Source organism: Nonomuraea sp. NPDC049129 (genome assembly GCF_040648495.1).
In the GTDB taxonomy this organism is placed as follows: domain Bacteria; phylum Actinomycetota; class Actinomycetes; order Streptosporangiales; family Streptosporangiaceae; genus Nonomuraea.
The window spans coordinates 277,680-301,508 of the sequence record NZ_JBEZDU010000010.1; the positions used below are offsets into that span (position 1 = coordinate 277,680).

At 69.6% G+C, this 23,829-nt stretch carries 27 protein-coding genes and 1 tRNA gene; 8 read left to right on the forward strand and 20 right to left on the reverse strand.

The features are described 5' to 3' along the window. Positions 1-21: 21 nt before the first annotated feature. Positions 22-408, reverse strand: a complete 387-nt coding sequence (locus tag AB0B64_RS31075; RefSeq protein WP_357939989.1) for a hypothetical protein — start codon at positions 406-408, stop codon at positions 22-24. A 9-nt stretch (positions 409-417) separates the two neighbouring features. Further along, positions 418-1,578 carry an acyl-CoA dehydrogenase family protein gene (locus AB0B64_RS31080; protein WP_357939987.1) on the reverse strand — a complete coding sequence of 387 codons (1,161 nt, stop codon included), beginning with the start codon at positions 1,576-1,578 and terminating at the stop codon, positions 418-420. Between the two features lie 221 nt (positions 1,579-1,799). Between AB0B64_RS31080 and AB0B64_RS31085 the strand changes: the two genes are divergently transcribed. Together AB0B64_RS31085 and AB0B64_RS31090 are read left to right on the forward strand one after the other, a co-directional pair. After that, positions 1,800-2,999, forward strand: a complete 1,200-nt coding sequence (locus AB0B64_RS31085) for an FAD-dependent oxidoreductase (RefSeq protein ID WP_358181382.1) — start codon at positions 1,800-1,802, stop codon at positions 2,997-2,999. A gap of 18 nt (positions 3,000-3,017) precedes the next feature. Next, positions 3,018-3,971, forward strand: a complete 954-nt coding sequence (locus AB0B64_RS31090; RefSeq protein WP_358181379.1) for a sigma-70 family RNA polymerase sigma factor — start codon at positions 3,018-3,020, stop codon at positions 3,969-3,971. Positions 3,972-4,198: 227 nt separating this feature from the next. Here AB0B64_RS31090 and AB0B64_RS31095 read toward each other — a convergent pair whose 3' ends face one another. From AB0B64_RS31095 to AB0B64_RS31125, 7 genes are all read right to left on the reverse strand, one after another. Next, positions 4,199-4,396, reverse strand: coding sequence for a (4Fe-4S)-binding protein (locus AB0B64_RS31095; RefSeq protein WP_358181376.1), 198 nt, complete (start codon positions 4,394-4,396; stop codon positions 4,199-4,201). An 8-nt stretch (positions 4,397-4,404) separates the two neighbouring features. Continuing rightward, the gene (locus AB0B64_RS31100) at positions 4,405-5,628 is read right to left on the reverse strand and encodes a cytochrome P450 (protein ID WP_358181373.1); all 1,224 of its coding nucleotides are present in this window, start codon (positions 5,626-5,628) and stop codon (positions 4,405-4,407) included. Between the two features lie 232 nt (positions 5,629-5,860). Continuing rightward, positions 5,861-7,357: a PAS domain-containing protein gene (locus AB0B64_RS31105; protein ID WP_358181371.1), complete on the reverse strand. Its 1,497-nt coding sequence runs from the start codon at positions 7,355-7,357 to the stop codon at positions 5,861-5,863. A 35-nt stretch (positions 7,358-7,392) separates the two neighbouring features. Further along, a complete protein-coding gene (locus AB0B64_RS31110; protein ID WP_357939975.1) occupies positions 7,393-8,031 on the reverse strand; it encodes a response regulator in 639 nt (212 codons plus the stop codon). Between the two features lie 406 nt (positions 8,032-8,437). Beyond that, positions 8,438-8,731, reverse strand: a complete 294-nt coding sequence (locus tag AB0B64_RS31115; protein WP_357939971.1) for a DUF1330 domain-containing protein — start codon at positions 8,729-8,731, stop codon at positions 8,438-8,440. A 34-nt stretch (positions 8,732-8,765) separates the two neighbouring features. Further along, positions 8,766-10,154, reverse strand: coding sequence for an MFS transporter (locus tag AB0B64_RS31120; RefSeq protein WP_358181368.1), 1,389 nt, complete (start codon positions 10,152-10,154; stop codon positions 8,766-8,768). Positions 10,155-10,197: 43 nt separating this feature from the next. Beyond that, a complete protein-coding gene (locus AB0B64_RS31125) occupies positions 10,198-10,656 on the reverse strand; it encodes a MarR family transcriptional regulator (protein ID WP_358181365.1) in 459 nt (152 codons plus the stop codon). A gap of 33 nt (positions 10,657-10,689) precedes the next feature. On the opposite strand from AB0B64_RS31125, the gene AB0B64_RS31130 reads away from it, so the two are divergent. Further along, a complete protein-coding gene (locus AB0B64_RS31130) occupies positions 10,690-10,836 on the forward strand; it encodes a hypothetical protein (protein WP_358181362.1) in 147 nt (48 codons plus the stop codon). Positions 10,837-11,097: 261 nt separating this feature from the next. On the opposite strand, the gene AB0B64_RS31135 is transcribed toward AB0B64_RS31130, so the two are convergent. Beyond that, positions 11,098-11,745 carry a 2'-5' RNA ligase family protein gene (locus AB0B64_RS31135; protein WP_358181359.1) on the reverse strand — a complete coding sequence of 216 codons (648 nt, stop codon included), beginning with the start codon at positions 11,743-11,745 and terminating at the stop codon, positions 11,098-11,100. A 213-nt stretch (positions 11,746-11,958) separates the two neighbouring features. Then, on the reverse strand, positions 11,959-12,312 hold the full coding sequence (locus tag AB0B64_RS31140; protein WP_358181356.1) for a putative quinol monooxygenase: 354 nt from the start codon (positions 12,310-12,312) through the stop codon (positions 11,959-11,961). Between the two features lie 58 nt (positions 12,313-12,370). Between AB0B64_RS31140 and AB0B64_RS31145 the strand changes: the two genes are divergently transcribed. Next, positions 12,371-12,676 carry an ArsR family transcriptional regulator gene (locus AB0B64_RS31145; protein WP_357939959.1) on the forward strand — a complete coding sequence of 102 codons (306 nt, stop codon included), beginning with the start codon at positions 12,371-12,373 and terminating at the stop codon, positions 12,674-12,676. Between the two features lie 529 nt (positions 12,677-13,205). Continuing rightward, positions 13,206-13,424 carry a type II toxin-antitoxin system VapB family antitoxin gene (locus tag AB0B64_RS31150; protein ID WP_358181353.1) on the forward strand — a complete coding sequence of 73 codons (219 nt, stop codon included), beginning with the start codon at positions 13,206-13,208 and terminating at the stop codon, positions 13,422-13,424. A 233-nt stretch (positions 13,425-13,657) separates the two neighbouring features. Here AB0B64_RS31150 and AB0B64_RS31155 read toward each other — a convergent pair. The 6 genes from AB0B64_RS31155 to AB0B64_RS31180 form a co-directional block, all read right to left on the reverse strand. After that, positions 13,658-13,730 (reverse strand) — tRNA-Ala (locus tag AB0B64_RS31155). Positions 13,731-13,837: 107 nt separating this feature from the next. Beyond that, the gene (locus AB0B64_RS31160) at positions 13,838-15,361 is read right to left on the reverse strand and encodes a von Willebrand factor type A domain-containing protein (protein WP_358181351.1); all 1,524 of its coding nucleotides are present in this window, start codon (positions 15,359-15,361) and stop codon (positions 13,838-13,840) included. A 94-nt stretch (positions 15,362-15,455) separates the two neighbouring features. Then, complete coding sequence (locus AB0B64_RS31165) at positions 15,456-16,019, reverse strand: isoprenylcysteine carboxyl methyltransferase family protein (protein WP_358181349.1); 564 nt, start codon at positions 16,017-16,019, stop codon at positions 15,456-15,458. After that, positions 16,016-17,035 carry a 3-oxoacyl-[acyl-carrier-protein] synthase III C-terminal domain-containing protein gene (locus AB0B64_RS31170; protein ID WP_358181346.1) on the reverse strand — a complete coding sequence of 340 codons (1,020 nt, stop codon included), beginning with the start codon at positions 17,033-17,035 and terminating at the stop codon, positions 16,016-16,018. The genes AB0B64_RS31165 and AB0B64_RS31170 overlap by 4 nt, the downstream gene beginning before the upstream one ends. A 114-nt stretch (positions 17,036-17,149) precedes the next feature. Beyond that, a complete protein-coding gene (locus AB0B64_RS31175; RefSeq protein ID WP_358181343.1) occupies positions 17,150-18,235 on the reverse strand; it encodes a class I SAM-dependent methyltransferase in 1,086 nt (361 codons plus the stop codon). Continuing rightward, a complete protein-coding gene (locus AB0B64_RS31180) occupies positions 18,219-18,917 on the reverse strand; it encodes a helix-turn-helix domain-containing protein (RefSeq protein ID WP_358181340.1) in 699 nt (232 codons plus the stop codon). Before AB0B64_RS31180 ends, AB0B64_RS31175 begins: the two co-directional genes overlap by 17 nt. Positions 18,918-18,967: 50 nt before the next feature. Between AB0B64_RS31180 and AB0B64_RS31185 the strand changes: the two genes are divergently transcribed. Further along, on the forward strand, positions 18,968-19,378 hold the full coding sequence (locus AB0B64_RS31185; RefSeq protein WP_358181337.1) for a hemerythrin domain-containing protein: 411 nt from the start codon (positions 18,968-18,970) through the stop codon (positions 19,376-19,378). Here AB0B64_RS31185 and AB0B64_RS31190 read toward each other — a convergent pair. Beyond that, entirely contained in the window at positions 19,375-19,908 is a 534-nt protein-coding gene (locus AB0B64_RS31190; RefSeq protein ID WP_357939943.1) for a helix-turn-helix domain-containing protein, read from the reverse strand. The genes AB0B64_RS31185 and AB0B64_RS31190 overlap by 4 nt on opposite strands. Positions 19,909-19,988: 80 nt before the next feature. On the opposite strand from AB0B64_RS31190, the gene AB0B64_RS31195 reads away from it, so the two are divergent. Next, positions 19,989-20,678 carry an SDR family NAD(P)-dependent oxidoreductase gene (locus AB0B64_RS31195; RefSeq protein ID WP_358181334.1) on the forward strand — a complete coding sequence of 230 codons (690 nt, stop codon included), beginning with the start codon at positions 19,989-19,991 and terminating at the stop codon, positions 20,676-20,678. 93 nt (positions 20,679-20,771) lie between these two features. On the opposite strand, the gene AB0B64_RS31200 is transcribed toward AB0B64_RS31195, so the two are convergent. Further along, positions 20,772-22,310: a carboxyl transferase domain-containing protein gene (locus tag AB0B64_RS31200; protein ID WP_357939939.1), complete on the reverse strand. Its 1,539-nt coding sequence runs from the start codon at positions 22,308-22,310 to the stop codon at positions 20,772-20,774. A gap of 130 nt (positions 22,311-22,440) precedes the next feature. Here AB0B64_RS31200 and AB0B64_RS31205 point away from each other — a divergent pair, with 130 nt between their 5' ends. Next, a complete protein-coding gene (locus AB0B64_RS31205; protein WP_358181332.1) occupies positions 22,441-23,418 on the forward strand; it encodes a hypothetical protein in 978 nt (325 codons plus the stop codon). Here AB0B64_RS31205 and AB0B64_RS31210 read toward each other — a convergent pair. Beyond that, complete coding sequence (locus AB0B64_RS31210; protein WP_358181330.1) at positions 23,406-23,798, reverse strand: DUF3224 domain-containing protein; 393 nt, start codon at positions 23,796-23,798, stop codon at positions 23,406-23,408. The two genes, AB0B64_RS31205 and AB0B64_RS31210, sit on opposite strands and share 13 nt — an antisense overlap. Positions 23,799-23,829: the final 31 nt, after the last annotated feature.

The following is a 23,829-nucleotide window of genomic DNA, read 5'->3' on the forward strand; positions in this document are numbered from 1 at the left end:
CGAAGCGGCCGGTCGTCCCGGTCATCGCGCGTCCCCCTCGACAGCGTCGGAGGGGACGGGCAGCGGGCGGCCCATGCGCGCCTCGATCTTCATGTACCGCCAGAGGCCGTGCTCGCCGACCTGCACCGTGCGGAACAGGTTGCAGGCCGCGGCGACCGTCGCCTGCTCGGGCACGTCGGCCAGGATGTAGGAGGTCCAGGGCCAGGAGGCGGACGGACCGACCATGTGCCGATCGTCGTCGAAGGTGCCGAGAACGGTCACACCAGGCAGCTCCGACAATTGCCTCAGCATGCTGACGAAGCCATCCCAGACCGGGCCGGCCTGTCCGGTCGGCAGGTCGAAGAAGTTCTGGTTGACGCCGATGCAGAAGAGCACCCGCAGGCGTTCCGGGGTGGTGGGCTGGGCCATGAGGATTCCTTAGAGATAGCCGGGAAAGGGCGGTACGCCCATGAGGACCGCGCCGGCGCCGTCGTACATGCCTTCCTGGAGGAAGGCGTGTTGCGGGACCACCGAGGCGTCGCGCAGGTAGCGCTGCATCGGGCTGCCGTCGGCGATGGCCGGGATGCCGCTCAGTTGATAGGCCGTACGCACGACCTCGAAGGAGGTTCTGGCCAGGTGGGCGGAGGCCAGGCGCAGCAGGCTGGCCTGGTTCGCGGTCGCCGGGTCGCCGGCCAGAACCGTTTCGTACACCTCGTGGGTGATCTCGTAGAAGAAGGCGCGCGCGGATCGCAGGTCGGCCTCCGCCCTGCCGACCGAGATGCGATAGGTGGCGCGATCGGCCGGCTTCGGGGCGCCTGTGTAGCCGCCGCGGCCGCCGTTGCGGATGACGTGGTCGAGGGCGGCCCGGGCGACGCCGAGGCCGACGACCGCGAGCACCTGGGAGGCGTACGGGACGGTCGGGTAGCGGTACAACGGCTCGTCCACGGTCGGCTGGCCCCCGCGCACGAACGTCCACTCAGGAGGGACGACGACGCCGTCCACCTTGAGGTCGTGGCTGCCGGTGCCGCGCAGTCCGATGACGTCCCAGTTGTCGACGATCTCCACCTGTCCGGGGCGCAGCAGGGCGGTCAGGGGACGGCCGGCCTGCTGCTCGCCCGCGGTGATGCCCACGCCGAGGATGTCGGCGCCCATGCAGCCGCTGGCGAACTTCCAGCGGCCCGAGACCTGATATCCGCCCTCGACGATGGCGGCGGGCTGCACCGGGAACAGGCCGCCCGCGAAGACGACGTCCGGCCCGTCGGCGTACAACTCGGCCTGCGTCTCCAGCGGCAGCGCGGCCAGGTAGACCAGCGCGGACCCGAAGCTGGCGACCCACCCCGCCGAGCCGTCGATCATCGAGATCCGCTCGATACGGGCCAGGAAGTCGGCCGGCGGCAGCGCGTCGCCGCCGAAGCGCCTGGGGGTGCTCGCCCGATAGATTCCCGCGCGCTTGAACTCGGCGATGATGTCGCCAGGAACGTGGCGTTTCTCATCGAATTCCGCCCGCCGTTCGGCGACTTTAACCAGAACCTCGTCAAAGGCGAGTTCTTTCGCCGAAGGTGGACCGGCAGGGGCCGGGGAATCCAACGTCCGCGCCATGGTGATTTCTCCCTCGCATTGCCGGCCAGCAGGGCCTTCCGCAGTGATCTCACGCTATGCGCGCCGAGATCGGCCGACAATTGGGAATTGGTTGGACGCCCTAGGGGATTTCCTTAGTCCACGCGCGGGGCGCGGGAGTGACCCACATCACCATCAAGTCCTGTCAGGAATCGCGGCGTTGCCTCGCTCAAGGGGCACAAGCGAACCGATAGGAGCAGCACATGAAGCACCGCGTCGTCGTCCTCGGCGCCGGCTATGCCGGGGTCTACGTGGCTGGGAACCTGGCCCGCCGGTTGTCCCCGGTGGACACCGAGATCATCGTGGTCAACGCTGTGCCGGACTTCGTCGAGCGGCTGCGGCTGCACCAGTTGGCGGCCGGTCAGGAGCTCGAGACTCAACAGCTCGCCGACGTCTTCGCGGGGACGGGGATACGGCTGCGCGTGGCCCGTGTCACCGGTGTCGACCCTGAGCGCCAGGTCGTCACCGTGGCCGACGCCGACGGCGGCGGCGAGCTCGGTTACGACACGCTTGTCTACGCGCTCGGCAGCCACGTCGCCGACAGCGGCGTTCCCGGCGTGGCCGAGCATGCCTTCAACGTCGCCGGCCGCCCCTCGGCGCTGCGCCTGCGCGAGCGCCTGGACGGCCTGGGCAGGCGGGGTGAAGGCGGGAGTGTGCTGGTCGTCGGCGACGGGTTGACCGGCATCGAGACCGCCGCCGAGATCGCCGAATCCCGGCCTGGCCTGTCGGTGGCGCTGGTCGCCCGCGGCGAGCTGGGCGCCCGGCTCTCCGCCGGAGCCCGCAGCCATCTGTGGCGTGCCTGCGACCGGCTGGGCATCAGCGTCCTGGAGCACACCAGCGTCGAAGCCGTCGAAGCGACGCGGGTGTTGTGCGCCGACGGCACCGCCCTGGCGTCCGACGCGACCGTGTGGACGGCCGGGTTCGCGGTCAACCCCATCGCCGCCGCCGGCGGGCTGGAGGTCACCGAGAACGGTCAGATCATCGTCGATCGCACCATGCGGTCGGTCTCGCACCCGAACGTCTACGCCGCCGGCGACAGCGCCTACGCCATCGGCGACAACGGCCGGCCGCTGCCGATGTCCTGCGCTTCGGCCGGTTTCACCAGCATGCAGGCGCTCGCCGCGATCCTCGCACAGCTGACCGGCCGCGAGATCCCCCGCACCAAGCTGGTCTACCTGGGCAACCACATCAGCCTCGGGCGCCGGGACGGGATCCTGCAGGCGGTCGACGACGAAGGGGTGGCGAAGCCGAAGTACGTGGGCGGCCGGAAGGCCGCGCGGATCAAGGCGGGCATCCTCAAGGTCTCGCTGTGGGCCAACTCGCACCCGACCTTCGGCCTGCCCAAGCGCAAGCGCCGCCTGGCCGCCGCACCAGATGCGTCCGCCGAGAAGGCGTTCGCGTAGCCGCCTGGGGTGGTCCGCGTGGACAGCACCGCCACTGATCGCTTCGACACCGATCGGTTCGAGGCCAACCGGAACCGGCTGGCCTCGCTGGCGTACCGGCTGCTGGGCTCCGCCGCCGACGCCGAAGACGCTGTGCAGGACGCGTTCCTGCATTGGCAGGCCGCCGACCGGCAACGGATCAAGGTGCCGGAAGCATGGCTGACCAAGGTCGTCACCAACCTGTGCCTCGACCGGCTCCGCTCGGCACAAGCCCGCCGCGAACGCGCCGTCGGCGCCTGGCTGCCCGAACCGCTCCTCGACGGCGACCCGATGCTCGGCCCGGCCGACACTTTCGAGCAGCGCGAATCGGTCTCCCTGGCCGTGCTGACTCTCATGGAGCGCCTGTCACCCCTCGAGCGGGCCGTCTACCTCCTGCGCGAAGCGTTCTCCTACAGCCACGCCGAGCTCGCCGAGATCCTCGACATCACCGAATCCGCAAGCCAGCAGCACCTTCACCGGGCCCGGCACCGAGTCACCGCCGCGCGCCGCCGCGGCGGTGAAGTCGACCCGGCATCCGCCCGCAGGATCGTCGAGGAGTTCCTCGCCGCTGCCTCCGTGGGCCGCACCGAACGGCTGGTGGCACTGCTCACCGACGACGCGACCGCGATCTCCGACGGTGCCGGCCTGGCCGAGACGCTGCTGCGGTACGACGCTCCGCAGCGCATCGCCGCCGTCGTACGGGCCGGCTTCAAACCCACGCCCGCGAAACGGCGACTCGCCGGCGGCACGCCCGCCATCCACTACGCGCTCGTCAACGGCGCCCCCGCCATCCTCTTCGTGGTCGGCGACCAGGTCGTCGGCGCCGTGGCGTTCGACATCACCAACGGCAAGATCGCAACCGTGCGCGGCATCGCCGCCCCCAGCCGTCTCGCCCGCCTCGCCGAAGCCTGGCGGCGGCACGAACCGGACACGCCGCTCATCACCCAGTGGTGACCCGACACCGACCGCGGCCCGGCGCGGCACCCGCGCCGGGATGAACCGCTCCCGGGCTTCGTCCCGCGCCCGTGCCTCCACCAGCAGGTGGGCGGATCCCACGGCTTCGCCGGCTGAGGCGCCGGTGGGCACATACGACTCGCCCATCCTTGCACCAGCGTGGAGGCGCTGGAGGCAAGGGTGGGCGCCCTCTAACGGCATGGACGCGTAGTCCACCGGGATTGTGCTTACTCCTGCAGGATGGACAGGGCTCGGGACGGGCACAGGATGACGGCTTCGCGCGCCTGTGCCGCGGTCTTGTCGTCGGGGTGCTCGGTCAGCAGGGCCACGATGCCGTCGTCGTCTTGGTCGAATACGGCCGGCTCGGCCAGGACGCACTGGCCGGAGCCGACGCAGAGGCCGGTGTCCGCTTTGATGCGCATCATTGTCATCCTCACCAGGTGACCGGGAGCTCGTGAACGCCGTAGATGACGGCGTCCCTCTTGAACGGCAGGTCCTCGACCCCTGCGGCGAACCGCAGGGTGGGGATGCGGCGGAACAGCGTGTCGAAGACGATCTGCAGTTCCATCCGGGCCAGGTTCTGGCCAAGGCACTGGTGCGGGCCGAACCCGAAGGCGACGTGGTGGCGAGCCCCACGCTCGACGTCCAGTTCGGCCGGATTCTCGAACACCGCCGGGTCCCAGTTCGCCGACAGGCCCGAGACGATGACGCCCTCACCGGCCTTGATGCTCACCCCGCCGATCTCCACGTCTTCGGTGGCCAGCCGGGAGGTGACCCCGTCGGCGATGGTGAAGTAGCGCAGCAGTTCCTCCACGGCCATGGGCGTCTTGCCCGGGTCGTTCGTGATCAGAGCCAGTTGCTCCGGATGGGTGAGCAGCCCGACCACGCCGAGCGAGATCATGTTCGCCGTGGTCTCGTGCCCGGCGGTCAGCAGCAGGAAGGCCAGGCTCACCAGGCCCGCGTGGTCGCCGGTGCCCTCCTGGCGTTGCCGGGCGATCTGTCGGCCGAACAGATCGTCGCCGGGTTCGGACTCCTTGCGGGTGACCAGGTCGTCGATGTAGGCGCGCAGTTCGGCGAAGGCTCGCCGGCGGTCTTCCGGCGAGCCCCGGCGCACCATCATGGTGGTGCGGCTTTGGAAGAAGTCGTGGTCGGTGTAGGGGACACCGAGCAATTCGCAGATCACCAGCGAGGGCACCGGCAGGGACAGCGCCTGCACCAAGTCGACCGGGCGCTGGTCGGCGGCGAGCATGTCGTCGATGAAGTGGTCGACGATGTCCTGGATCCGCGGGCGTAGCGCGGCCAGGCGCTTCACGGTGAACTCGCCGATCACCGAGCGGCGGGCCGCGGCGTGTTCCGCGCCGTCCATGCTGAGCATCAACGGCGGCTGGCTGCGGAGCTGCTGCAGGGTCGCCGCGTCGAGGGTGAAGAGCGGCCAGCCGTCCTTGCGCTTGTCGGAGGAGAAGCGGGGGTCGGCGAGGACGGCACGGGCCTCCTCATGCTCGGACACCCACCACGCCTCGCCACCGCTGGTCATGCGGATCTTGTTGATCGGCGCCTGCTCGCGCAGTTGCTCGTAGACGGCGGGCGGGGCGAACGGGCAGCCACGCTCGACCGGCAACTCCAGGCCGGCGAGTTCGCCGGCAACGCTGTTCGTCATGAAAGACCTCCCACAGGCTGAGATTTCCAGCTCGGCGAGCCAGAGGCGGACATGCACCTCCTTGCGGCGCTCGCTGTGCTCCAGGCACAAGACGCCGGCCCTCACCGCTGTGTGACACCCATGGGTCGGTGGCGTAGGTCACATGACCGCGGGACTTCCGCTCGACGTGACCGACGAGGCCGCCGCCTTCGAGAGCGTGAAGCGAGCCAGGGGCACTTCAGCCGGCTGGACGTCAGCGGCGCAGCGGTGGCGCTTCGTCGACCAGCGGCAGCCGAAGGGCGAACACCGCGCCCTGGGGCGCGTTCTCAGCCGCGTGGACGGTGCCGCCGTGACGTGTGACGATGCGGCGGCTGAGGGCGAGGCCGATGCCGTTGCCGTTCCGCTTCGAGGTGAACGCGCCGTCGAAGATCCGGCCGTGGGGGAAGGCCGCCAAGCCCTGTCCCCGGTCGCGTACCTCGATCTCGCCGAACGCGTCGTCGCGGCGGGTCGCGATGGTCACCACGCGCCGCTCCGCGGGCCAGCGCGTCATTTCGTCGATCGCGTTGAAGGCGAGGTTCATCACGACCTGCCCGATAAGGACTTTCTCGCAGCGCACGACAAGCGGTTCCACCGCCGCCTCCCATTCCAGCGCGACCGCGTTCTGCTGGGCCCGTACGTCGATGAGATGAGCGCAGTCGGCGACGATCTCGTTCAGGTCGGCGAGTTGTTCCGACTGTTCGAGGCCGACGACGTACCGGCGCAGGCTGGCCATGATCTGCGCCGCCCGGTCGATCTGCGCGGTCGCGTTGTCCAGCCCCCAGTCCAGCGACGCGGCGTCCACGCCGTCCCCCGCCAGTCGGCCGCGCACGCCCGCCACGAAGTTGTGCGCGGCGGCGATCGGCTGGCTGACCTCGTGGGCGATGGCCATCGCCATGTCGCCCATGGCGTTGAAGCGGGCGAGGTGGTTGAGATGTTGCGCGTCCCGGCGGTGTTCCTCCTCCGCACGGACCTGGTCGGTGATGTCGTGGAACAGCAGAAGCCACCCTCGCAGGTCGCCCTCGATGTCGATGTACTGGCATCGGGCCGAGAGCCAGCGCTCCTCGCCGTTCGTCGCGCGCAACCGGTAACGGCCGTCCCTCGGCGCCCCGCCCCGCGGTGTCGTGGCCAGCACCTCGCGCAGCCTCGTGGCCGACTCGCGGTCGCAGAACCGGGTGAAGTCGTCCCCGGCGAGCCGCCCGGCGTCGACCCGCAGCAGGGAACCCGCCGATTCGCTGGCGAACAGCACCCGCGCGTCGTCGTCGAGCACCACGATGCCCTCATCCAGATTGCGGAGGAACGTCTGCAGTCGCCCCTCCGTGCGCGACAGATCCAGGCGTGTGGCCTTCTCCTCCGCGATGTCACGGAACTGCACCATCACCACAGGGCCGGCCGCGAGGTCCACGCGGATGGCGACGGCCTCGGTGAGGATGTCCTCGCCCGCCTTGGACCGATAGCTCCACTCGATGGTGGCAGTGCCGTGATCGGCGGCGCGCTGCAACCACGCGACGCCGATCTCGCGGGCGTACTGGCGGGCGTTGGAGCTCATGTCGGGCGCCTTCAAGGGCTTCAGCTCGTCGAGAGTGAAGCCGAGGACGTCGCAGGCGGCCGGGTTGGCCCAGATGATCTCCTTGGTCACCGCGTCATGTACGAGGACGCAGTAGCGCAGCGCCTGAAAGAGCCGGCCCAGGTCGGCCAGCGTTAGGTCGACCATGCGGTTTCCTCCGGCTCAGCTCGCATTTCTCCAGCTCAGCTCGCAGACAGGCGCAGGCCGTATCGCAGCACGTCCGCGACCAGGGCGCCCAGGGTTTCCGCCGCGGTCTTCTCGCGGATGTGCGCCCGATGCACGTCCACCGTCTTCACGCTGATGCCCAGGCGCCCGGCGATGTTCTTGCTGGGCACCCCCTCCACGACCAGCCGCAGAATCTCCAGCTCGCGCGGGGTGAGCACGGCGAGCCGGGCCTCCAGCGCGCGCTGCCCGGCGCGCTCGGCATGCAGCTCCCGCGCCTTGTGCAGGGCGTTTTGTACCACCTCCAGCATGTGCTGGGGGTCGTACGGCTTCTCCAGGAAGTCAACGGCACCCTGCTGCATGGCCCGTACGGACATACGGACATCGCCGTGGGCCGACACGAACACCACCGGAAGCAACGAACCCATCCGATTGAGGATCTCCTGCACCTGGAAGCCACCCGTATGCGGCATACGGACGTCCAGGACAAGGCAGGCGGGCCGTTCCGGATCGATCGCCGACAGGAAGGACGCGGCCTCGGTGAAGCACTCGGCATTGATGTGCACCGACCCCAGCAACCAGGCCAGCGAGGAGCACAACTGCTCGTCGTCATCCAAGATGTAGACCACTTCGCCGGGCTCGTTCCGTCGCGTGCTCACGCTCACGTCATCGGCTCCCACATCGCCGGGGCGGTCCACTACTCGCCAGCCACCAGCAGCGTAATGGGACATATGTCGTGGACCACTGGACCGTCCCGCTCAGTGGAACGCGTATGCCGTCTGAAAGAGAGGCCGGAACGCACTCGGCCTGTTCGCCGGCGCGGCCGTCGCACTCTCCGCCTGGGTGGTGGTCGAGCTGCGCGCCCGCGCACCGCTGGTCGACATGCGCATGATCACCAGCCGGGGTGTGTGGACCACCCTCATCACCGGCGTCGCCTTCGGAGTCGCCACGTTGACAGCCGCCCACGACCAGCACGAGCACCCACGAACCCCGCCACACCAGCAGCCGCACCAGCGAAAACCAAGATGGTGGATCTTCAGGGAAGATCCACCATCTTGACCTCGGTCAGTCGATGCCTTCGACGATGCGGAAGTCGCGCTCGACGCCGTCGGAGAGGACGACCAACGCCTCCTGATAGGCCGCACTCTCGTACGCCGCGACGGCCTGCTCGAAGCTGTCGAACTCGATCAGGACAGTGCGCTCGGCGATTCCGGCGTCACGCGCCACGACCCGACCGCCACGGACGAAGGTCCGACCGCCCCCGGCCTTGACGGCCGGACCGGCCAGCTTGTTGTAAGCAGCCAGCTTCTCAGGGTCTGAAATGGTGCGGTAGACGCTGACCCAGTAGCCCTTGGGCACGGAACCTCCAGTGTTGGGATGAGTGCATCTGACTTTACGGGTTGGTCTCGGACGAGCGTCGGCGGGCGAGAGCGAGGCTTGTCAGCGTCGTGATCGCCATGGCGCCGATGCCCACCAGCGCCGCGGTGGTGTAGGCGCCGTCATCGGGGAAGAGGTGGCCCGGGCCGGTGCCCGCGGCGAGGATCAGGCCGCCGATGGCGCTGCCCAGGGAGTACCCGACACTGCGGACGACGTAGTTGAAGCTCATGGCGCTCGACGTCTCGCTCTTGGGGGTGACGGCCAGGATGACACCGGGCATCGCGGCCGAGAAGCCGCCGACGCCGAAGCCGAGCACGCCCATCGCCGCGAACAGTTCGGCCAGGTCCGACCGGGCCGCCGCGAACAGGGCGAACCCGCCGCCGACCACGACGGCGCTGCCGGCCAGGAGCAGGGGGTCGGCGATCCGCGTCCGGACCCGCGGCGTGAGCTTGCCGGCGACGAACCCCAGCACCGAGAACGGGATGAGGACCAGCCCGGCGACGAAGGTCGTCAGCCCGAAGCCGTAGCCGGCGCCGTGCGGCGTCTGCGCGTACCGGGTGATGAGCGTGAGCAGGAGGTACATGCCGATCCCGCCGACGAACATGGCGAGGTTCGCCCCGGCGACCGCTGGGTGCCGCACCGCCCGCACATCGACCAGGGGCGTCGTGCTGCGCAGCTCGATGACGGCCCAGACGCAGAGCAGCACCACCGCGACGACGGCGAGGCCCACCGCCACGGCGAGGTGCCGGCTCCACAGATTCCGTTCGCCGGCGAGGAACAGCACCAGGAGCAGCGCAGCGGCCAGGACGACCGCGCCTGCCACGTCCACGTGGGCGGAGCGGCCTTCGGGGGCTTCGGGCATGGAGCGCCACGCGGTCAGGAGGGCGGCGGCGGTGACCACCAGGCCGAGGCCGTAGGCGGCCCGTACCCCGCCGAGCTCGGCGAGCAGTGCGGCCAGCGGGTAGCCGACGCCGGCCCCGATGATCGAGACCACCGAGATCAGGGCGATCACGGCCGCGCTGCGCTCCTCGGGGAGGTGGTCCCGGGCCACGCCCATCATCAGCGCCGTCAGCCCGAGCCCGACGCCCTGGGCCGCCCTGCCGGCCAGCAGCCACGCGAACGGCAGCGGCAGCACGGTGAGCGCGCTGCCGGCGACGACGACCGCCAGCGTGACGAGGATCGTGGCCCGCCGGTGCGGGCCGGCTCCGAGCCGGCCCAGGACCGGCGTGGCGACGGCGCCGCTTAGCAGCGCGACGGTCAGCGTCCACTGCGCGCTGCCGAGCGAGACGTGGAACGAGGTCGCCACGCTGGTGATGAGCGGCGTCCCGAGGCTGGCGACCGCCGCCACGACCAGAGCGATGAACACCAGGGCGGGGACCAGCAGCCGCGCCTCGGAACGCGCCACCGGGAACGCCTTCACCGCGACCCCGCCGATCGGGGCTGCCCGGTCACTGCTTCGGCCCTTCGCGGTCCTGGCTTTCGAGCTCTGCCAGATGCTTCAGCGCCGGAAGGGCCGCCACCAGCGCCTCGACCTCGTCGCCGGTGAGCTCGCCGATCAACCGCTCGAACGCGTGGACGCCCGCCTGGCGCCGCGTCCGGACATAGGAGGCGCCGGCCTCGGTCAAGCACACCAGCGTGACCCGCTTGTCGGACGCGTCGCCCCGCCGCTCGACCAGGCCGGACTCCTCCATCACCCGGATCAGGGTGGTCATCGCGGGCTGGGTGACGCCCTCGACCGCGGCCAGATCGGTGATGCGCCGCGGGCCGGTCCGGTCCAGGGTGGCCAGGGTGGCAGCGGACGTCAGGCTCATGTCCCGGGGCAGGCGTCTCGCGGCCCTGGTGGCCAGGCCGTAGAGAGCTGCCCCGATGGCGGCGGACGCGCCAGGAGCGGTGTCTTGACGACTCATGCTCGAAGCATAGCCTTTTTATATTCATAGTTTATGGAAATGGTCGGCCAGCCGGTTCAGCTTCGCCCGCAGCGGCTCCAGCTTGCCCCGCACCTCGACCGGCAGGCCGAGCACCTCGGCCTGCCGGTCCGGACCATGACCGGCCCGGCCGCCTCCCGCACGATGGCCACCAGCCGCTGATAGTCCTGCGGCAGCACGTCGGGGTCGATCGTCCGCGCGAACCACCACAGCGAAAGACCCCAGGCTTTTTGTCTGCACAATGGATACCGCCCGTTTCGCGGTTTTCCCATCTAAGCCGCGCAAAGCCCTAGGGCCTAAGAACGCCTAGGCTTCAGCAGCTCCAGGCATGCTCATCACGATGGCTTTAGCATGCCCCCAAATAGCATCTACGCATTTCTGACGCCATTTCAAGTACTAAGAATCAAACTGACCAATTATTCTCTATCGAGCCCCGAGAGGCACCATCGTGCGGGTGGTCCAGCGATAGAGCCACTCGGGATCAAGAACCCGGTTCTGCACGATCAGCGCAACCTGCTCGACGTCCACAATGACCGGCGCGGCTTCGACCGCGCTCAGGGCGTCGATGTACGGCCTGGCTGGTCCTGGTGTGTTGATGTAGGTCAGGCTGACGTGCGGGTGAAAGCCCTTGGCTTGCTCTGCTGCTGTGGGCGCGTTACCCAGCACCTCGGCGATGCCGCTCCTGATCTCGCCCCACATCTGATGCAGCGGCCCTGTGGGAGTCGGAGCCAGTACAACTCCCTCACCGAGCAAGGCCGGCCGGTGGAAGGTCAGCTCAACGGGGGTCAACCCGCCCAGACGGACCCGTACGGCCTCGGTAATCTGGTCAAGCTGCTCCTCGGACACCTCGTCGACGAACCCGACCGCTTGCACGGTGAGATGTAGCCATCGCGCGGGTATCGGGTTGTGCTCCTCGATCGTTGCGAGGGCCGCTTGGTAGCGCTCGGCGAGCTGATGCAGTTGTGGCGCGTGCTCGAAGGTCAGGTGCCAGGTGTAGACCAGGCGCCCCGGCCGCCACCCTTCCCGAGGCCACCAGTGCGAGCGCACCTCGTCGGTGTCATGCATGCTCATTGAACCGCCTCAGATCTGTGAGGGAACGTCGGGAGCTTGCTCGTCCTGCTCGATTGTGTACTCGTCGATGATTGTGACGCGGTCGGCGGCTAGTGCGGTGACCGGAAAGGTTCACCGGGTTGGGGGACGGCGAATATCCACCCTTGGGTGTTCGATTCGGTGAGCGTTCAAGGGGACCGCGTTGGCGGCCTGCGCGTTCCAGAAGCGAGCGCGCTACGCGTCCTGCTGTGGTGACTCGGCCGGAGCGTTCGCGGTGAGAGGCGTCAACCAGTGGATCTCCAGGTCCTCGCGCAGGTAGTTCATGCGAGTTTTCTGGAACTGGACGAGGTTGGGCTGGGCGAGGTGATTGCGCAGGTCGTCCCCCGAACGCCACAGCTCGTAGAAGACCAGCGTGGTGGGGTCGGAGGCATCGCGATGGACCTGGTACTGCCAGGCGCCCGGCTCGGCACGAGTCGACTCGACGAACGAAAGGAGCAGGCTTTCCAGCTCCTGGGCGCGTTCCGGGCGGGGGCGGGCGTATCCGTAGATGCCGATGGGGCCGGTTCCCTCAGGTATGACGATATTCATACCTGAGGAGGTTAGCCATGCCCGAGGTATGATGCAAGCCGTACCTGAAGGAGGAGATATGGAGCTCGGCAAAGTGCTCGCCGCGCTCGCCGACGACTCCCGGCGGCGCATGGTGGCCGAGCTCGCGGCCGATCCCAAGGATCAGGAGCGGGCATGCGGATCCTTCGACCTGCCGGTGAAAAAAGCCACACGAACCCATCACTTCCGGGTTCTGCGGGAGGCCGGCCTGGTCGCGCAGCGCGATCATGGCAACGGGAGCACGTTGAGGCTGCTCAGGAAGGACATCGAGCAGCACTATCCCGGCCTACTACAGCTACTCGTCGTCGAGCTCGGCCAGTCGGGTGAAGACGACGCCACGTCATGACACAAGGTGAGCACCGTATTCCGCATCATGTGTCTCGTCGAGGGTGACAAGCAACGTGACCTCGCCTTCAACGGCGTGACATCGGACCACGATATTCGCGGGGCCGACAGTCTCGCCGGCCTGACGGTCGAGGCACTCGAGCCGGTGAACCTTTCCGGTCACAGCACTAGATGGATTCCGACGCCTCCAGGATGCTCTTGTCCTCGGCACCCGTGCATGACCTGGCTGCCCTGAGGCAGGCCGAGCGTGGCGGCCTTCTCGAGGTGGCGCTGCGGGCGATCCACTGGTCTCGGGCGCGGTGGTGTTCTCCTTTCCGCGCGATCACTTGCAGACCGCCTGGAGAAAGCGCGTCTGCTCCATGATCTACCTGCAGCCCTATCCGAGCGAATCGATGGCGCGCATTTCCTGGTTGATCAGCGGAATGGTGGAGTAATTGAGCGAGTGGACCACTGATCCAAGAGCGAGACGTCCTGGACATCCATCACGATGTCCATGACACCCCCCCGCAAGCGTGAAGGACGGTGATCCCATGAGCATGGTGAAGACCGCGATCGAGATCGACCAGGAGGCCCTGGCGATAGCCGCCGAAGTTCTCGGCACCAAGACGAAGAAGGACACGGTCAACGCAGCCCTCCGCGAGGTGGGGCAGCGGTTGGTGCGGCTGCGGGCCCTGGCCGCGCTTGGCGAGATGGCCGACCGTGGAGAATTCGATGAGTTCGTTGGCGACAAGGCGGCTTATCGCCTGTGACACACCGACTGCGCTCACCCCTCTTCGGCGGAAGCCGGAAATGATCGATGTCCGGCCGACAAGATTTTCCGATGGTCCGATCGATCAACGGGCAACGCGTGGGCGAAGCCCACGCCCAAAACAAGCGCCCGGAGCGAAACGGAGGCCCTACAGGGGTCGCGGCTACAGCGCGACTGGGCAACGCCTGAGGCCCTTGAGCGCGAAGCGCCCCCTATGAAGCCCTTGAGGGGAAGTGGAGCTATGGGGATTCGAACCCCAGACCTCCTCCATGCCATGGAGGCGCGCTACCAACTGCGCCATAGCCCCTTGAACCGTCCCCAAGTGTATCCGACTCCCAGCCCCGGGCAGCCGCCCCCAAGCAACTGGGCCGCCTCTCAAGGAAGCGGCCCAGCCGGAAAATGCCTGGATAACGGCTACCCCACCGAGCGGGCCTTGTCGATGAGTCCTGCCAGCTCAGTCACCATCGGGTCCTCCGCCGCCTCCGCCAGCCGCTTGGCCTGCTCCCCCAGCGTCGGCAGGGTCAGCCCGAACGCCTCCCGGTCCCGCATGTACACCGCGAAAGCCGCCGCCACCACGTCCACCTGCAGCCGCACCGGCGCCTTCTCCCATACCGACTCCGTCAGCGCCCCCACGTCCACCGACTTGCTCGTCTCGGCGGGGTTCCTGGTGTCGGGGTTCTGCCAGCGTACGGTCGCCTGGGCCAGCTGCCCCGTCGCGCCTGACTTGAGCCGTACCGCGTAGAGAGCCGTGACCGAGTGGCCGGGGCCGATCTCGCCGCCGTCCCTGTTGTCGTCGCGGAACTCCTCGGTGGACAGGGCGCGGTTCTCGTACCCGATGAGCTGGTAGCCCTCCACCACCGAGGGGTTGAAGACCACCTGCGCCTTGGCGTCGCGCGCCCGCAGCTCGATCGTGGCCGGGAGCTGGGAGGCGAAGACCTTGTCCGCGTCCTCCTGCGTGCTGACGTAGACGGCGGCGCCGTCTCCGTTGTCCGCCAGCTGTTCCATCAGCTGGTCGCCGTAGTCGCGGCCGACGCCGACGGTCAGCAGGGTGACCTGCCGGCCCGCGTACTCCTTGACCCGGTCCAGGATGGAACGCCACTCGGTGCTGCCCTGGTTGGCCAGGCCGTCGGAGAGCAGGATGACCCGGTTGGTGGCCGCGGGGCGGAACGCCTTGGCCGCCTGCTCATAGCCGGTGACCAGCCCGGCCTCGAGGTTGGTGCTGCCGGCCACGGTCAGCTGGTCGACCGCCGCGTGCAGCTCGGTACGGGCGGCCAGCGGCGTCATCGAGGCCAGCACCGTGGCCTCGTCGCTGAAGGAGACGATCGACACCTGGTCGCCCGGCGCGAGCTGGTCGATCAGCGTGTGCAGGGACTGCTTCACCAGGTCGAGGCGGCCGGGCTCGGCCATCGACCCGGACACGTCGATCACGAAGGTGAGGTTGGCGGGGCGCCGCGCCGCCGCGTCGGAGGCGCGCGTCTGCAGGCCGACGCGCAGGACGGCCTGGTTGCGTGACGGCATCATGGCGCCGTCGACGTGCACGGTGAACCCGTCGTCCCGCGGCTGTGCGTAGTCCTGCCGGAACGCGTTGACGAACTCCTCCGGCCGGATCTGCCCCGGTTCGGGCCAGCGTCCTTCCTGGAGGGTACGGCGGGCATAGGTGTACGAAGCGGTGTCCACGTCCAGGGCGAACGTCGAGATCTGCTCCGCCGACGTGTCCTTCTGCTCCTCGGGAGCGGCGCTTGCGGACGCGCTCGCCCGAGCCTCGGGCTTGGCATCCGCGGGGAGTTCGGGCCTGGACGAAGCCGACGGTGCGGCCCTGGACGAAGCGGGCGCCCGAAGGCCGGAGTCTCCCTTGTTCCCCCCGGGACCGCCGCCGCAAGCGGCCAGTGCCAGGAGTCCAGCAATTCCGACGCTGATCGCCAAAGGACGAAATTTCATCGCAACCACCTCCGGCCGTATGACGGCTCCCGGAAATGGCCTGGCCGGGCCGGTGACGCAAGCGAGCGCAAACCGCGATCAACACGTGATCCGGTCAGCCGACCAGCGCCGCCTCCTCCACCCGGATGCGAATCGTCAGCAACACCCCGTTCACCAGCGTGAACGCCAGCGCGGTGAGCCACGCGGTGTGGACGAGCGGCAGCGCCACCCCCTCCGCGACCACGGCCACGTAGTTCGGATGACGCAGCCACCTGTACGGCCCGGCGCCGACCAGCGGCATCCCTGGCACCACGACGACGCGGGTGTTCCACTGCCTGCCCAGGGCGGCGATGCACGACCAGCGCAGCCCCTGGGCCAGCAGGACGATCGCGAGCATCGGCCAGCCGAGCGCCGGGATGAAGGGCCGGTCGAGCAGCCATACCTCGGCCGGGCAGGCCAGCAGGAGTCCGGTATGGGCCAGGACGATCCAGGGATAGTGCCGCCGGCCGTACTCGATGCCGCCCTTCGACCTGGCCCAGGCCAGGTTGCGGCGGGCCACGGCCAGCTCGGCCAGCCGCTCAGCGACGACCAACCCGATCAGCAGCGTGTACGGACTCATCAGGCTCGCGTACGCACCCACCAGCCCGATCACCAGCCCGTACGGACTCAAGACAGTCACCAGTGCAGCAGGAGCAACTCGGCCGAGAAGCCGGGCCCGAGGGCGAGCAGCACGGCCGGCTGGCCCGGGCGGCCGCGCGTCTCCTGCAGGACGTGCAGTACCGAGACCGACGACATGTTCCCGTGCTCGCGCAGTGACCGCCACGTGACCTCCAGAGCCGCCGGATCCAGGCCCAGCCGCTCCACGATCTTGTCGATCACCTTCGGGCCGCCGGGGTGGCAGATCCAGGTGCCGACCTGTTCGGGGGTGAGTCCGTTGTCGGCGAGGAAGCCCTTGATGTCGCCCGCGAGCACCTTCTCCACGAAGGCGGTGAGTTCGGCGTCCAGCACGAGGCGAAAGCCCCGCTCGCTCACCTGCCAGCCCATGAGGTGCTCCGTGCCCGAGTACAGCCTGCTGCGCGTGGCCACCACCTCCGGCCCGTGGCCGCGTCCCACCGCGACCACGGCCGCCGCGCCGTCGCCGAACAGGCCGCTGGCGACCAGGTTCGCGATCGAGGTGTCGTCGCGCTGAGTGGTCAGCGAGCACATCTCCACGCAGACCAGCGCCGCCACCTGTTCGGGCCAGCCGCGCAGGTAGTCGTTCAGCCGCGACAGGCCCGAGGCCCCCGCTGCGCAGCCGAGCCCGAACACCGGCACCCGTTTGACGTCCGGCCGCAGTCCCACGCGCTGGATCAGCCGCGCGTCCAAGGACGGCGTGGCGAGGCCGGTGGTCGAGCAGAACACCAGGTGATCCACCCGCCGGGGTGATATGCCCGCCTTGTCCAGCGCACCACGGAGTGCCCGTTCGCTCAGGTCGAGCGCGATCTCAAGGTAGATGTCGTTGGCGCGGCCGAACGAGTCCAGCTTGGCGTAGTCGTCCAGCGGGAGGGCCAGGTTCCGGCTCTGGACGCCGGTGGCTGCGTGGAAGCGTTCGAGCTGATCGAGGTCGGCCTCGGTCAGCCGGGAGAACGCCTCGGTGATCTCCGCCTGCGCGTAGCGGTAATCGGGCAAAACGGTCTGTACCCCCGAAATGTGCATGTATCTCTTCTGCCGCGGAGAGGGGGCGGCTAACCTGCGGCCGCGCTCATGCCCGTACGCGCCGGGCTTCTGAGCCGTTCGAGCCGGAGTACACCGCTCAAACGCCACAGCCTTTCAGCAGGCGAGCCGCCACAAAGACGTCACCTCGGCGGCCCGCGCGGCCCTCAGCGGGTCGGTGCCGTCGGACGCGCGCCGGTGACGCGGCCGTGTGTCGAGCCGATCCATGACCCGCACCCCCGCGCCGTCGAACGCCGCCATCAGGTCGGCACGAGACCGCAGGCCAAGATGTTCGGCCAGGTCCGACAGCACCAGCCACCCTTCACCGCCCGGCTCCAGATGCTCGGCCAGGCCGTCGAGGAAGCCCCGGAGCATGCACCCACCGGGGTCGTACACCGCCCGGTCGAGCGGCGACGACGGCTCGGCGGGCAACCAGGGCGGGTTGCACACGACGAGCGACGCGCGCCCCGGCGGGAACAGGTCGGCCGCCACCACGTCGACCCGATCGGCCAGGCCCAGCCGGGCCATGTTGTCGCGGGCGCAGACCACCGCGCGCCGGTCGAGGTCGGTGGCCACGACCCGCTCGACGCCCCGCCTGGCCAGCACCGCGGCCAGAACTCCGGTGCCCGTGCCGAGGTCGAAGGCCAGCCGCTTGCCGGGCAGCGGCGCCTGGGCCACCAGATCAATGTATTCGCCGCGAATCGGGGAGAACACTCCGTAATGCGGATGGATCCGGGCACCCAGCGCCGGGACCTCGACGCCCTTCTTGCGCCATTCGTGCGCGCCGATCAGCCCGAGCAGCTCCCGCAACGACCCCACGTACGGACCCTCCGCCGGCCCGTAGACCTCCTCGCACGCCTGCCGCACGTCGGGAGCGCGGGTGAGCGGGATGACGTGGCCATCGTCGTACGGGATCAGCAGCAGGCCGAGCGTCCGCGCCCGCCGGCCCTGGGCCTGGCGGTAGCGGTCGAACGTGGCGCCGGGCTCGACCGGCTCGCACCGGCGGCCCATCGCCTGAAGCAGCTGCCGGGCGTTCTGGAAGTCGCCGCGCCACAGCAGGGCGGTGCCCTCGCAGGCCAGGCGGTAGGCGGTGTCGGCCTTCATCCGGTCGTCGGCGATCACCACCCGAGCCGGTGGCGACGCCTCCAGCGCGGAGCGCCACGCCGCCGAATACTCTTCGCCCGCCTCAGTCCATGTGATCATCAGGCTCAGACCGTTTCACGGACGACCGGCCCATGGCCAACCCTTTTAGCAGCAGCCCGGCCACGAGAGCGCGCAGCCCCTCGCCGTAGGTGTCGCGCGCGGTGAGCTCCTCCCACCGCTCACCCACCGCCGCGAGCCGCGGCAACGCCTCGGCGTCGAGCGCGGCGAACACCTGCCGCCGGTACGTCGGCCCGCCCTGCTCCCGCCTGCGCAACGCCGCCGCCCGCGCGGTGATCTCCCCCGCCGTGTAGTGCCAGATGATCCGGTACGCGGCCACGGCCCGCTCCAGCGGCAGCCCGGCGCGTACGGCCGCGTCGATGATCATCTCTGGATACCACAGCGCGTTGACCGAGAGCAGGTCGTCCGCCCTGAGGACGTCCACGATCCACGGGACGCCCGCCAGCGCGTCGTGCATGGCGATGGCCGCCGCGGCCATCCGCTCGCCCGGCTCGTCCGGGAGCTCGGGCCGGGGCATCGCCGCCGCGTAGTCATCGAGCAGCAGCAGCAGGAGTTCCTCCTTGTCGTGCACGTGGTGGTAGAGGGCCATGGGCGTGGTGCCGACCTCACGGGCCAGCCTGCGCATCGTCAGGCTCTCCGTCCCTTCGGCCTCGATGAGCCGGTGGGCGGCGGACACGATGTCCGCCCGGGAGATCTTGGGCGGCCGTCCAGTACGTGCGGGCATCTTGTCATGCTACTTTCTATACGCGTATAGAAACTCAGAAGGGGTATGACATGAGCGCCGAACGACTCATCGCCATGGGTGACGAGCTGGTGAAGCTGCACGACGGCTTCCGGCGGGAGCTCGCGGAGCTGCGGCGGGCACCCGGCTCGCGGCCCGAGCTGCGGGAGCACTGCCTGACGTTCTGCGACGCGCTGCACGCCCATCACACCGGCGAGGACGGCGTCCTGTTCCCGCACCTGGCGGGCGCGCATCCCGAGCTGGTGGAGGTGCTGGCCCGGCTGCGCGCCGAGCACGAGGTGGTGGCGCGGCTGCTCGCCCGGATCCGCGAGCTCCCCGACGAGGGCGATGTCGGCGCCGAGCTCGATCAGCTGTCCCGCGAACTGGAGGCGCACCTCGACTACGAGGAGGAGCAGTTGGTGCCGCTGCTCAACGCGATGACCGACTTCCCTGAGGAGCTCTAACCGACCGGCGGCGCGGGTCTCAAGGCGTCGAGCATGAGCGTGAAGTGGCGCCGCCACCGGCTCGCGTCGGCCTGCGCCACGCGCGAGTTGGCCATGATGAAGAACGCCAGGTCAAGCGGGCCGACGTCGAGCCGCAGCACCCCCGCCGCCTGCGCCCGCTCCACCAGCCGGCGGATCAGCTGATTGATCTCGGCCTGATCGTCCTGGTGGGACGCGCAGGCCAGCTCGGTGAAGGCTTGGTCGGCGGCCTGCAGCTCGCAGGTGCGCTCCAGGAAACCCGCCAGCCCAAGCCACGGGTCGTCGGCGGCGAGCGACTCGCGGGCCAGGTCGCTCCAGGCCGCCATCTTCTCGTCGAGAATCGCGTCGACCAGATCGCCGCGCTCGGGAAAGTGCCGGTAGAGGGTGCCGATCGCGACGCCTGCCCGCCTGGCCACGGCCTCCAGCGGCGCGTCCACGCCCCGCTCGGCCAGCACCTCACGGGCCGCCGTGACCAAGGCCTCACGGTTGCGCTGGGCGTCGCGGCGAATCACACCGGCCATCCTATCGAAGTCGAGGCATACCCTCACTTTCCTGCTAACCTGAGGCATACCCTCGACTTAAGGAGCCAGACATGAAGATCGCGATCATCGGCGCGGGGCCCGGCATCGGCCTGGCCGTGGCCCGCAGGTTCGGCCGGGAAGGCTTCGATGTGGCACTGACCGCCCGCGACGCCGGGCGCCTCACCGCGCTGACCGGCACGCTCGCCCACGAAGGCGTCACGGCGTCCGCGCATCCCGGCGACCTGACCGATCCCGCTTCGCTGACGACGGCCCTCGACGGCATGGGGCCGGTCGACGTCCTCGTCTACAACGGCGGCGGCACCGCCGCCTCCCGCACCTCCGCGCTGGACGTGACGCGGGAGAGCGCGCAGGACGCCTTCGACGGAGCGGTGCTGGGCGCGGTCACAGCGGTCCGCGCGGTGCTGCCCGGGATGCTCGAACGTGGCTCCGGCACGCTGCTGTTCACCTCGGGCATCTCGGCCGTCCACCCGATCGACTTCCTGGGCAACATCGGCATCGCCGTGGCGGGGCTGCGCAACTACGTCCTCGCCCTGGCGCAGGCGGTGTCACACCGTGGCGTCCATGTGGGCCATGTCCCCATCGGCGCCGCCGTCGCCCCGGGCTCCCCGGCCTCCCCCGAGGCGGTGGCCGAGACCCACTGGCGCCTGCACACCGACCGCGACCGCAACGAGGTGATCCTGGGCGACCTGGCCACGGTCCAGGCCGCGATCAACCAACTGACCACCGCCCCAGCCCCCTGACCAGACCGCAGGGCCCAAGACCCGCCGACCCGGTCACGGGCAGGCGGCGGACGGGAGGCCCGGTAACAGGCGAGTCGTGTGCCAGAGGTCCGGTTACGGGCGGGTCGTGTGTCGGGGGCCCGGGTCGAGGACGGCGTAGGCGTCGTGGACCCACTCCGTGAGTACCGGCCGCGTCTGCGCCGGATCGATGATGTCCTCGACGAGGAACGCCTCCGCCGTCCTGAACGGTGATCTGACCGCCTCCAGCCGCTCGGCGATCTCCGCCTTCAGCGTCTCCGCCTCCGGCCCCGCCTCGGCGAGCAGGCGTTTGAAGGCCACCTCCAGCCCGCCCTCGATCGGCAGCGAGCCCCAGTCACCCGACGGCCAGGCGACCCGCAGGCCGTACCTGTCGTGGGGCCGGTGCGCGGCGCCCGCGACGCCGAAGACGCGGCGGACCAGCACGGACGCCCATGGGATGGTCGACTGGTAGACGGCGGCCAGCGCGCGGGCGCCGTGCCTGATGGTGCCGGCCCGCTCGGCGGCGCTGCCGATCACGAAGCCGGGCTGGTCCACGAGGTGGACGACCGGCAGGTGGAACGTCTCGGCCAGGTCCACGAACCTGGCCGTCTTGTCCGCGCCCTGCGCCGTCATACCGCCGCCGTAGACGCGCGGGTCGGCGGTCAGCACGGCCACCGGGTGCCCGGCGAGGCGGGCGAGCGCGGTGATCGTGGAGGGTGCGAACCGCCTGCCGAGTTCCAGCACGCTCCCGGTGTCGAAGACGAGGTCCATGATCCGCCGCATGTCGTACGGCCGGCGCCGGTCCCTGGGCACGATGTCCCGCAGCTCCGACGCCTCCCTGCCGGAAATATCATCAGATTTCGCCACGGGCGGCAGCCGCCACGCGCTCTGCGGCAGGTACCCCAGCACCCGCCTGGCCAGCTCGAACGCCTCCTCCTCCGACTCGGCGACCAGGTCCACGGTCCCGGCCGCCGAAATGGTCCGCCACCCGCCCAGCTCCTCCTTGCCGACCCGCTCCCCCATCCCGGCCTCCACCACGGCCGGCCCGGCGACGAACACCTGGGAGAGCTCCTTGACCATGATCGATACGTGCGAGGTCACCAGGCGGGCCGCGCCCAGCCCGGCGACGGGACCCAGGGCCAGCGCGATCACCGGCACCCGGCCCAGGTTCGCCACCACCTGGTCCCAGCCGGGGTTGTGCGGTACGTACGTACGCCCGAGATCCTCCAGCTGCTTGACGCTGCCCCCGCCGCCGGTCCCGTCGATCAGCCTGAGCAGCGGGACCCGCATCTCCCCCGCCATGCGCTCGGCCAGCACCTGCTTCTCATGGATGGCGGCGTCAGCGGCCCCGCCGCGCACGGTGAAGTCGTCGCCCGCCACAACCACCCGCCGACCGGCGACCACGGCCCTGCCGATGATCACGTTCGACGGGGTGAAGCTCTCCAGCCCGTCCTTCCCGTACTCGGCCTGGCCGGTCAGCGCGCCGACCTCGCGCCAGCTGTCGGTGAGGGCGGCGAGGCGCTCGCGGATCGTCAGCCGCCCGGTCGCGTGCTGGCGGGCGACCCGTTCCTCGCCTCCCATGCGCTCGGCCAGCCGCTTGCGGCGTTCCAGTTCGGCGAGTTCGGGGTCCCACACGGCGTTCGTCCCTTCACCGGCTGATCGGTAACGATCCCTTGAACCTAAGGGCCGAATAGGACGATTGTCATAGAGAGGTCAGGATGGATGGCACCTCCCGTCGTGCCCGGTTCTCGGGAGCATCGGTTTCATGCGACGCATCCTGCCGGCCTTCGGGCTCGTGCTCCTGTCTCCGCTCGTGGCCGAGTTCCTGCTCGGCGACTTCCCGCTCACCTCGCTGTACTTCCTGGTCCTGCTCGCCCCCACGTACGGCGGCGCCGCGCTGCTGATCCGCGAGGTGGCGCGCAGGGCGGGGATCGGCTGGCCGGGCATCGTGCTCATGTCCCTCGCCTACGGCGTGTTCGAGGAGGGGATCATGACGATGTCGCTGTTCAACCCCGACTACGCCGGTCAGCGGCTGCTCGATCCCGGGTTCGTCCCGGCCTTGGGGATCGGGGTGCCGTGGACGCTGTTCGTGCTGGCGCTGCACACTGTGTGGAGCATGAGCGTGCCCATCGCCCTGGTCGAGGAGCTGACCGGTGCGCGGCGCACCACGCCGTGGCTCGGCAAGGTCGGGCTGACCGTCACTGCCGTACTGGCCGTGCTGGGCGCGGCCCTGATGACGGTGTTCAGCTACATGAACGGGCACTTCCTGGCGTCGGTGCCGCAGCTGGTGTCGATCGTGGTGATCGTGGTGGCCCTCGTCGTGCTGGCCTTCCGCCTACCGCGCCGGACCAGCGCTGACCAAGCAGCGGGCAAGGCGCCCGCGCCCTGGCTGGTCCTCGTGGTGACGCTGGTGGCGGGCGTGCTGTTCGAGGCGCCGAACATCCTGCTCGGCGACCAGGTCGGCCTGGGGATCACCCTGCTGGCCGGGGTCGAGGTGGGGATGACGGCCCTGGCCCTGTTCTGGTCGGCCCGGCGCGGATGGGACGGCAGGCACCGGATGGCGCTGGCGGGCGGCGCCCTGCTGACCTACGTGTGGCACGCCTTCTTCTCCGGCCCGGTCGTGCCGGCGACTCCCCTGATCAACCTGGTCAGCCACATCGTGTTCGGCCTCGGCGCGCTGGTCCTGCTCGCGTTCGCCGCCCGCCGCGTCGCCGTGGACGCCAATGTTCCTCAGAGCCGGTAGTCGAAGACGTACGAGTGCGAGCCGTCAGGAGCGATGAGGATGTCCATCTCCCCCTTGAGACCGCTCAGCCCGCCGGTGCCGGAGTCCGGGACGACCGAGACGCGCAGTGACTGCTCGCCCCGGTCGCCCACCGCGAAGTGCTGCAGGACGAAGCTGCCCGACCGGCCTGCCAACGTGCCCACGACCCGCTCCATCGCCACGTACGCACGGGAGTCCGCTACCGGTGTCAACGCCATGATCATGCTGACCGTGCTGGTGCCGGTCAGGTCGCCGTGGAAGGTCTTGCCCAGGGTGACGTGGGCGAGCGACACGCCGTCGCCCTCCTCGTACGGAGGCTGGGGCGTCCAGTCGGCGGTGTCGAAGGTTCCCTTGGCTGTCATGCGTCCCATGGTGCGGGTCATACCTGTCAGA

Coding starts and splice junctions, on each gene's coding strand:
- AB0B64_RS31075 (WP_357939989.1), bottom strand. CDS start 408: ATGGCCCAGCCCACCACCCCGGAACGCCTGCGGGTGCTCTTCTGCATC.
- AB0B64_RS31080 (WP_357939987.1), bottom strand. CDS start 1,578: ATGGCGCGGACGTTGGATTCCCCGGCCCCTGCCGGTCCACCTTCGGCG.
- AB0B64_RS31085 (WP_358181382.1), top strand. CDS start 1,800: ATGAAGCACCGCGTCGTCGTCCTCGGCGCCGGCTATGCCGGGGTCTAC.
- AB0B64_RS31095 (WP_358181376.1), bottom strand. CDS start 4,396: ATGATGCGCATCAAAGCGGACACCGGCCTCTGCGTCGGCTCCGGCCAG.
- AB0B64_RS31100 (WP_358181373.1), bottom strand. CDS start 5,628: ATGACGAACAGCGTTGCCGGCGAACTCGCCGGCCTGGAGTTGCCGGTC.
- AB0B64_RS31105 (WP_358181371.1), bottom strand. CDS start 7,357: ATGGTCGACCTAACGCTGGCCGACCTGGGCCGGCTCTTTCAGGCGCTG.
- AB0B64_RS31125 (WP_358181365.1), bottom strand. CDS start 10,656: ATGAGTCGTCAAGACACCGCTCCTGGCGCGTCCGCCGCCATCGGGGCA.
- AB0B64_RS31130 (WP_358181362.1), top strand. CDS start 10,690: ATGGAAATGGTCGGCCAGCCGGTTCAGCTTCGCCCGCAGCGGCTCCAG.
- AB0B64_RS31135 (WP_358181359.1), bottom strand. CDS start 11,745: ATGAGCATGCATGACACCGACGAGGTGCGCTCGCACTGGTGGCCTCGG.
- AB0B64_RS31140 (WP_358181356.1), bottom strand. CDS start 12,312: ATGAATATCGTCATACCTGAGGGAACCGGCCCCATCGGCATCTACGGA.
- AB0B64_RS31145 (WP_357939959.1), top strand. CDS start 12,371: ATGGAGCTCGGCAAAGTGCTCGCCGCGCTCGCCGACGACTCCCGGCGG.
- AB0B64_RS31150 (WP_358181353.1), top strand. CDS start 13,206: ATGAGCATGGTGAAGACCGCGATCGAGATCGACCAGGAGGCCCTGGCG.
- AB0B64_RS31160 (WP_358181351.1), bottom strand. CDS start 15,361: ATGAAATTTCGTCCTTTGGCGATCAGCGTCGGAATTGCTGGACTCCTG.
- AB0B64_RS31170 (WP_358181346.1), bottom strand. CDS start 17,035: ATGCACATTTCGGGGGTACAGACCGTTTTGCCCGATTACCGCTACGCG.
- AB0B64_RS31175 (WP_358181343.1), bottom strand. CDS start 18,235: ATGATCACATGGACTGAGGCGGGCGAAGAGTATTCGGCGGCGTGGCGC.
- AB0B64_RS31180 (WP_358181340.1), bottom strand. CDS start 18,917: ATGCCCGCACGTACTGGACGGCCGCCCAAGATCTCCCGGGCGGACATC.
- AB0B64_RS31185 (WP_358181337.1), top strand. CDS start 18,968: ATGAGCGCCGAACGACTCATCGCCATGGGTGACGAGCTGGTGAAGCTG.
- AB0B64_RS31195 (WP_358181334.1), top strand. CDS start 19,989: ATGAAGATCGCGATCATCGGCGCGGGGCCCGGCATCGGCCTGGCCGTG.
- AB0B64_RS31205 (WP_358181332.1), top strand. CDS start 22,441: ATGCGACGCATCCTGCCGGCCTTCGGGCTCGTGCTCCTGTCTCCGCTC.
- AB0B64_RS31210 (WP_358181330.1), bottom strand. CDS start 23,798: ATGACAGCCAAGGGAACCTTCGACACCGCCGACTGGACGCCCCAGCCT.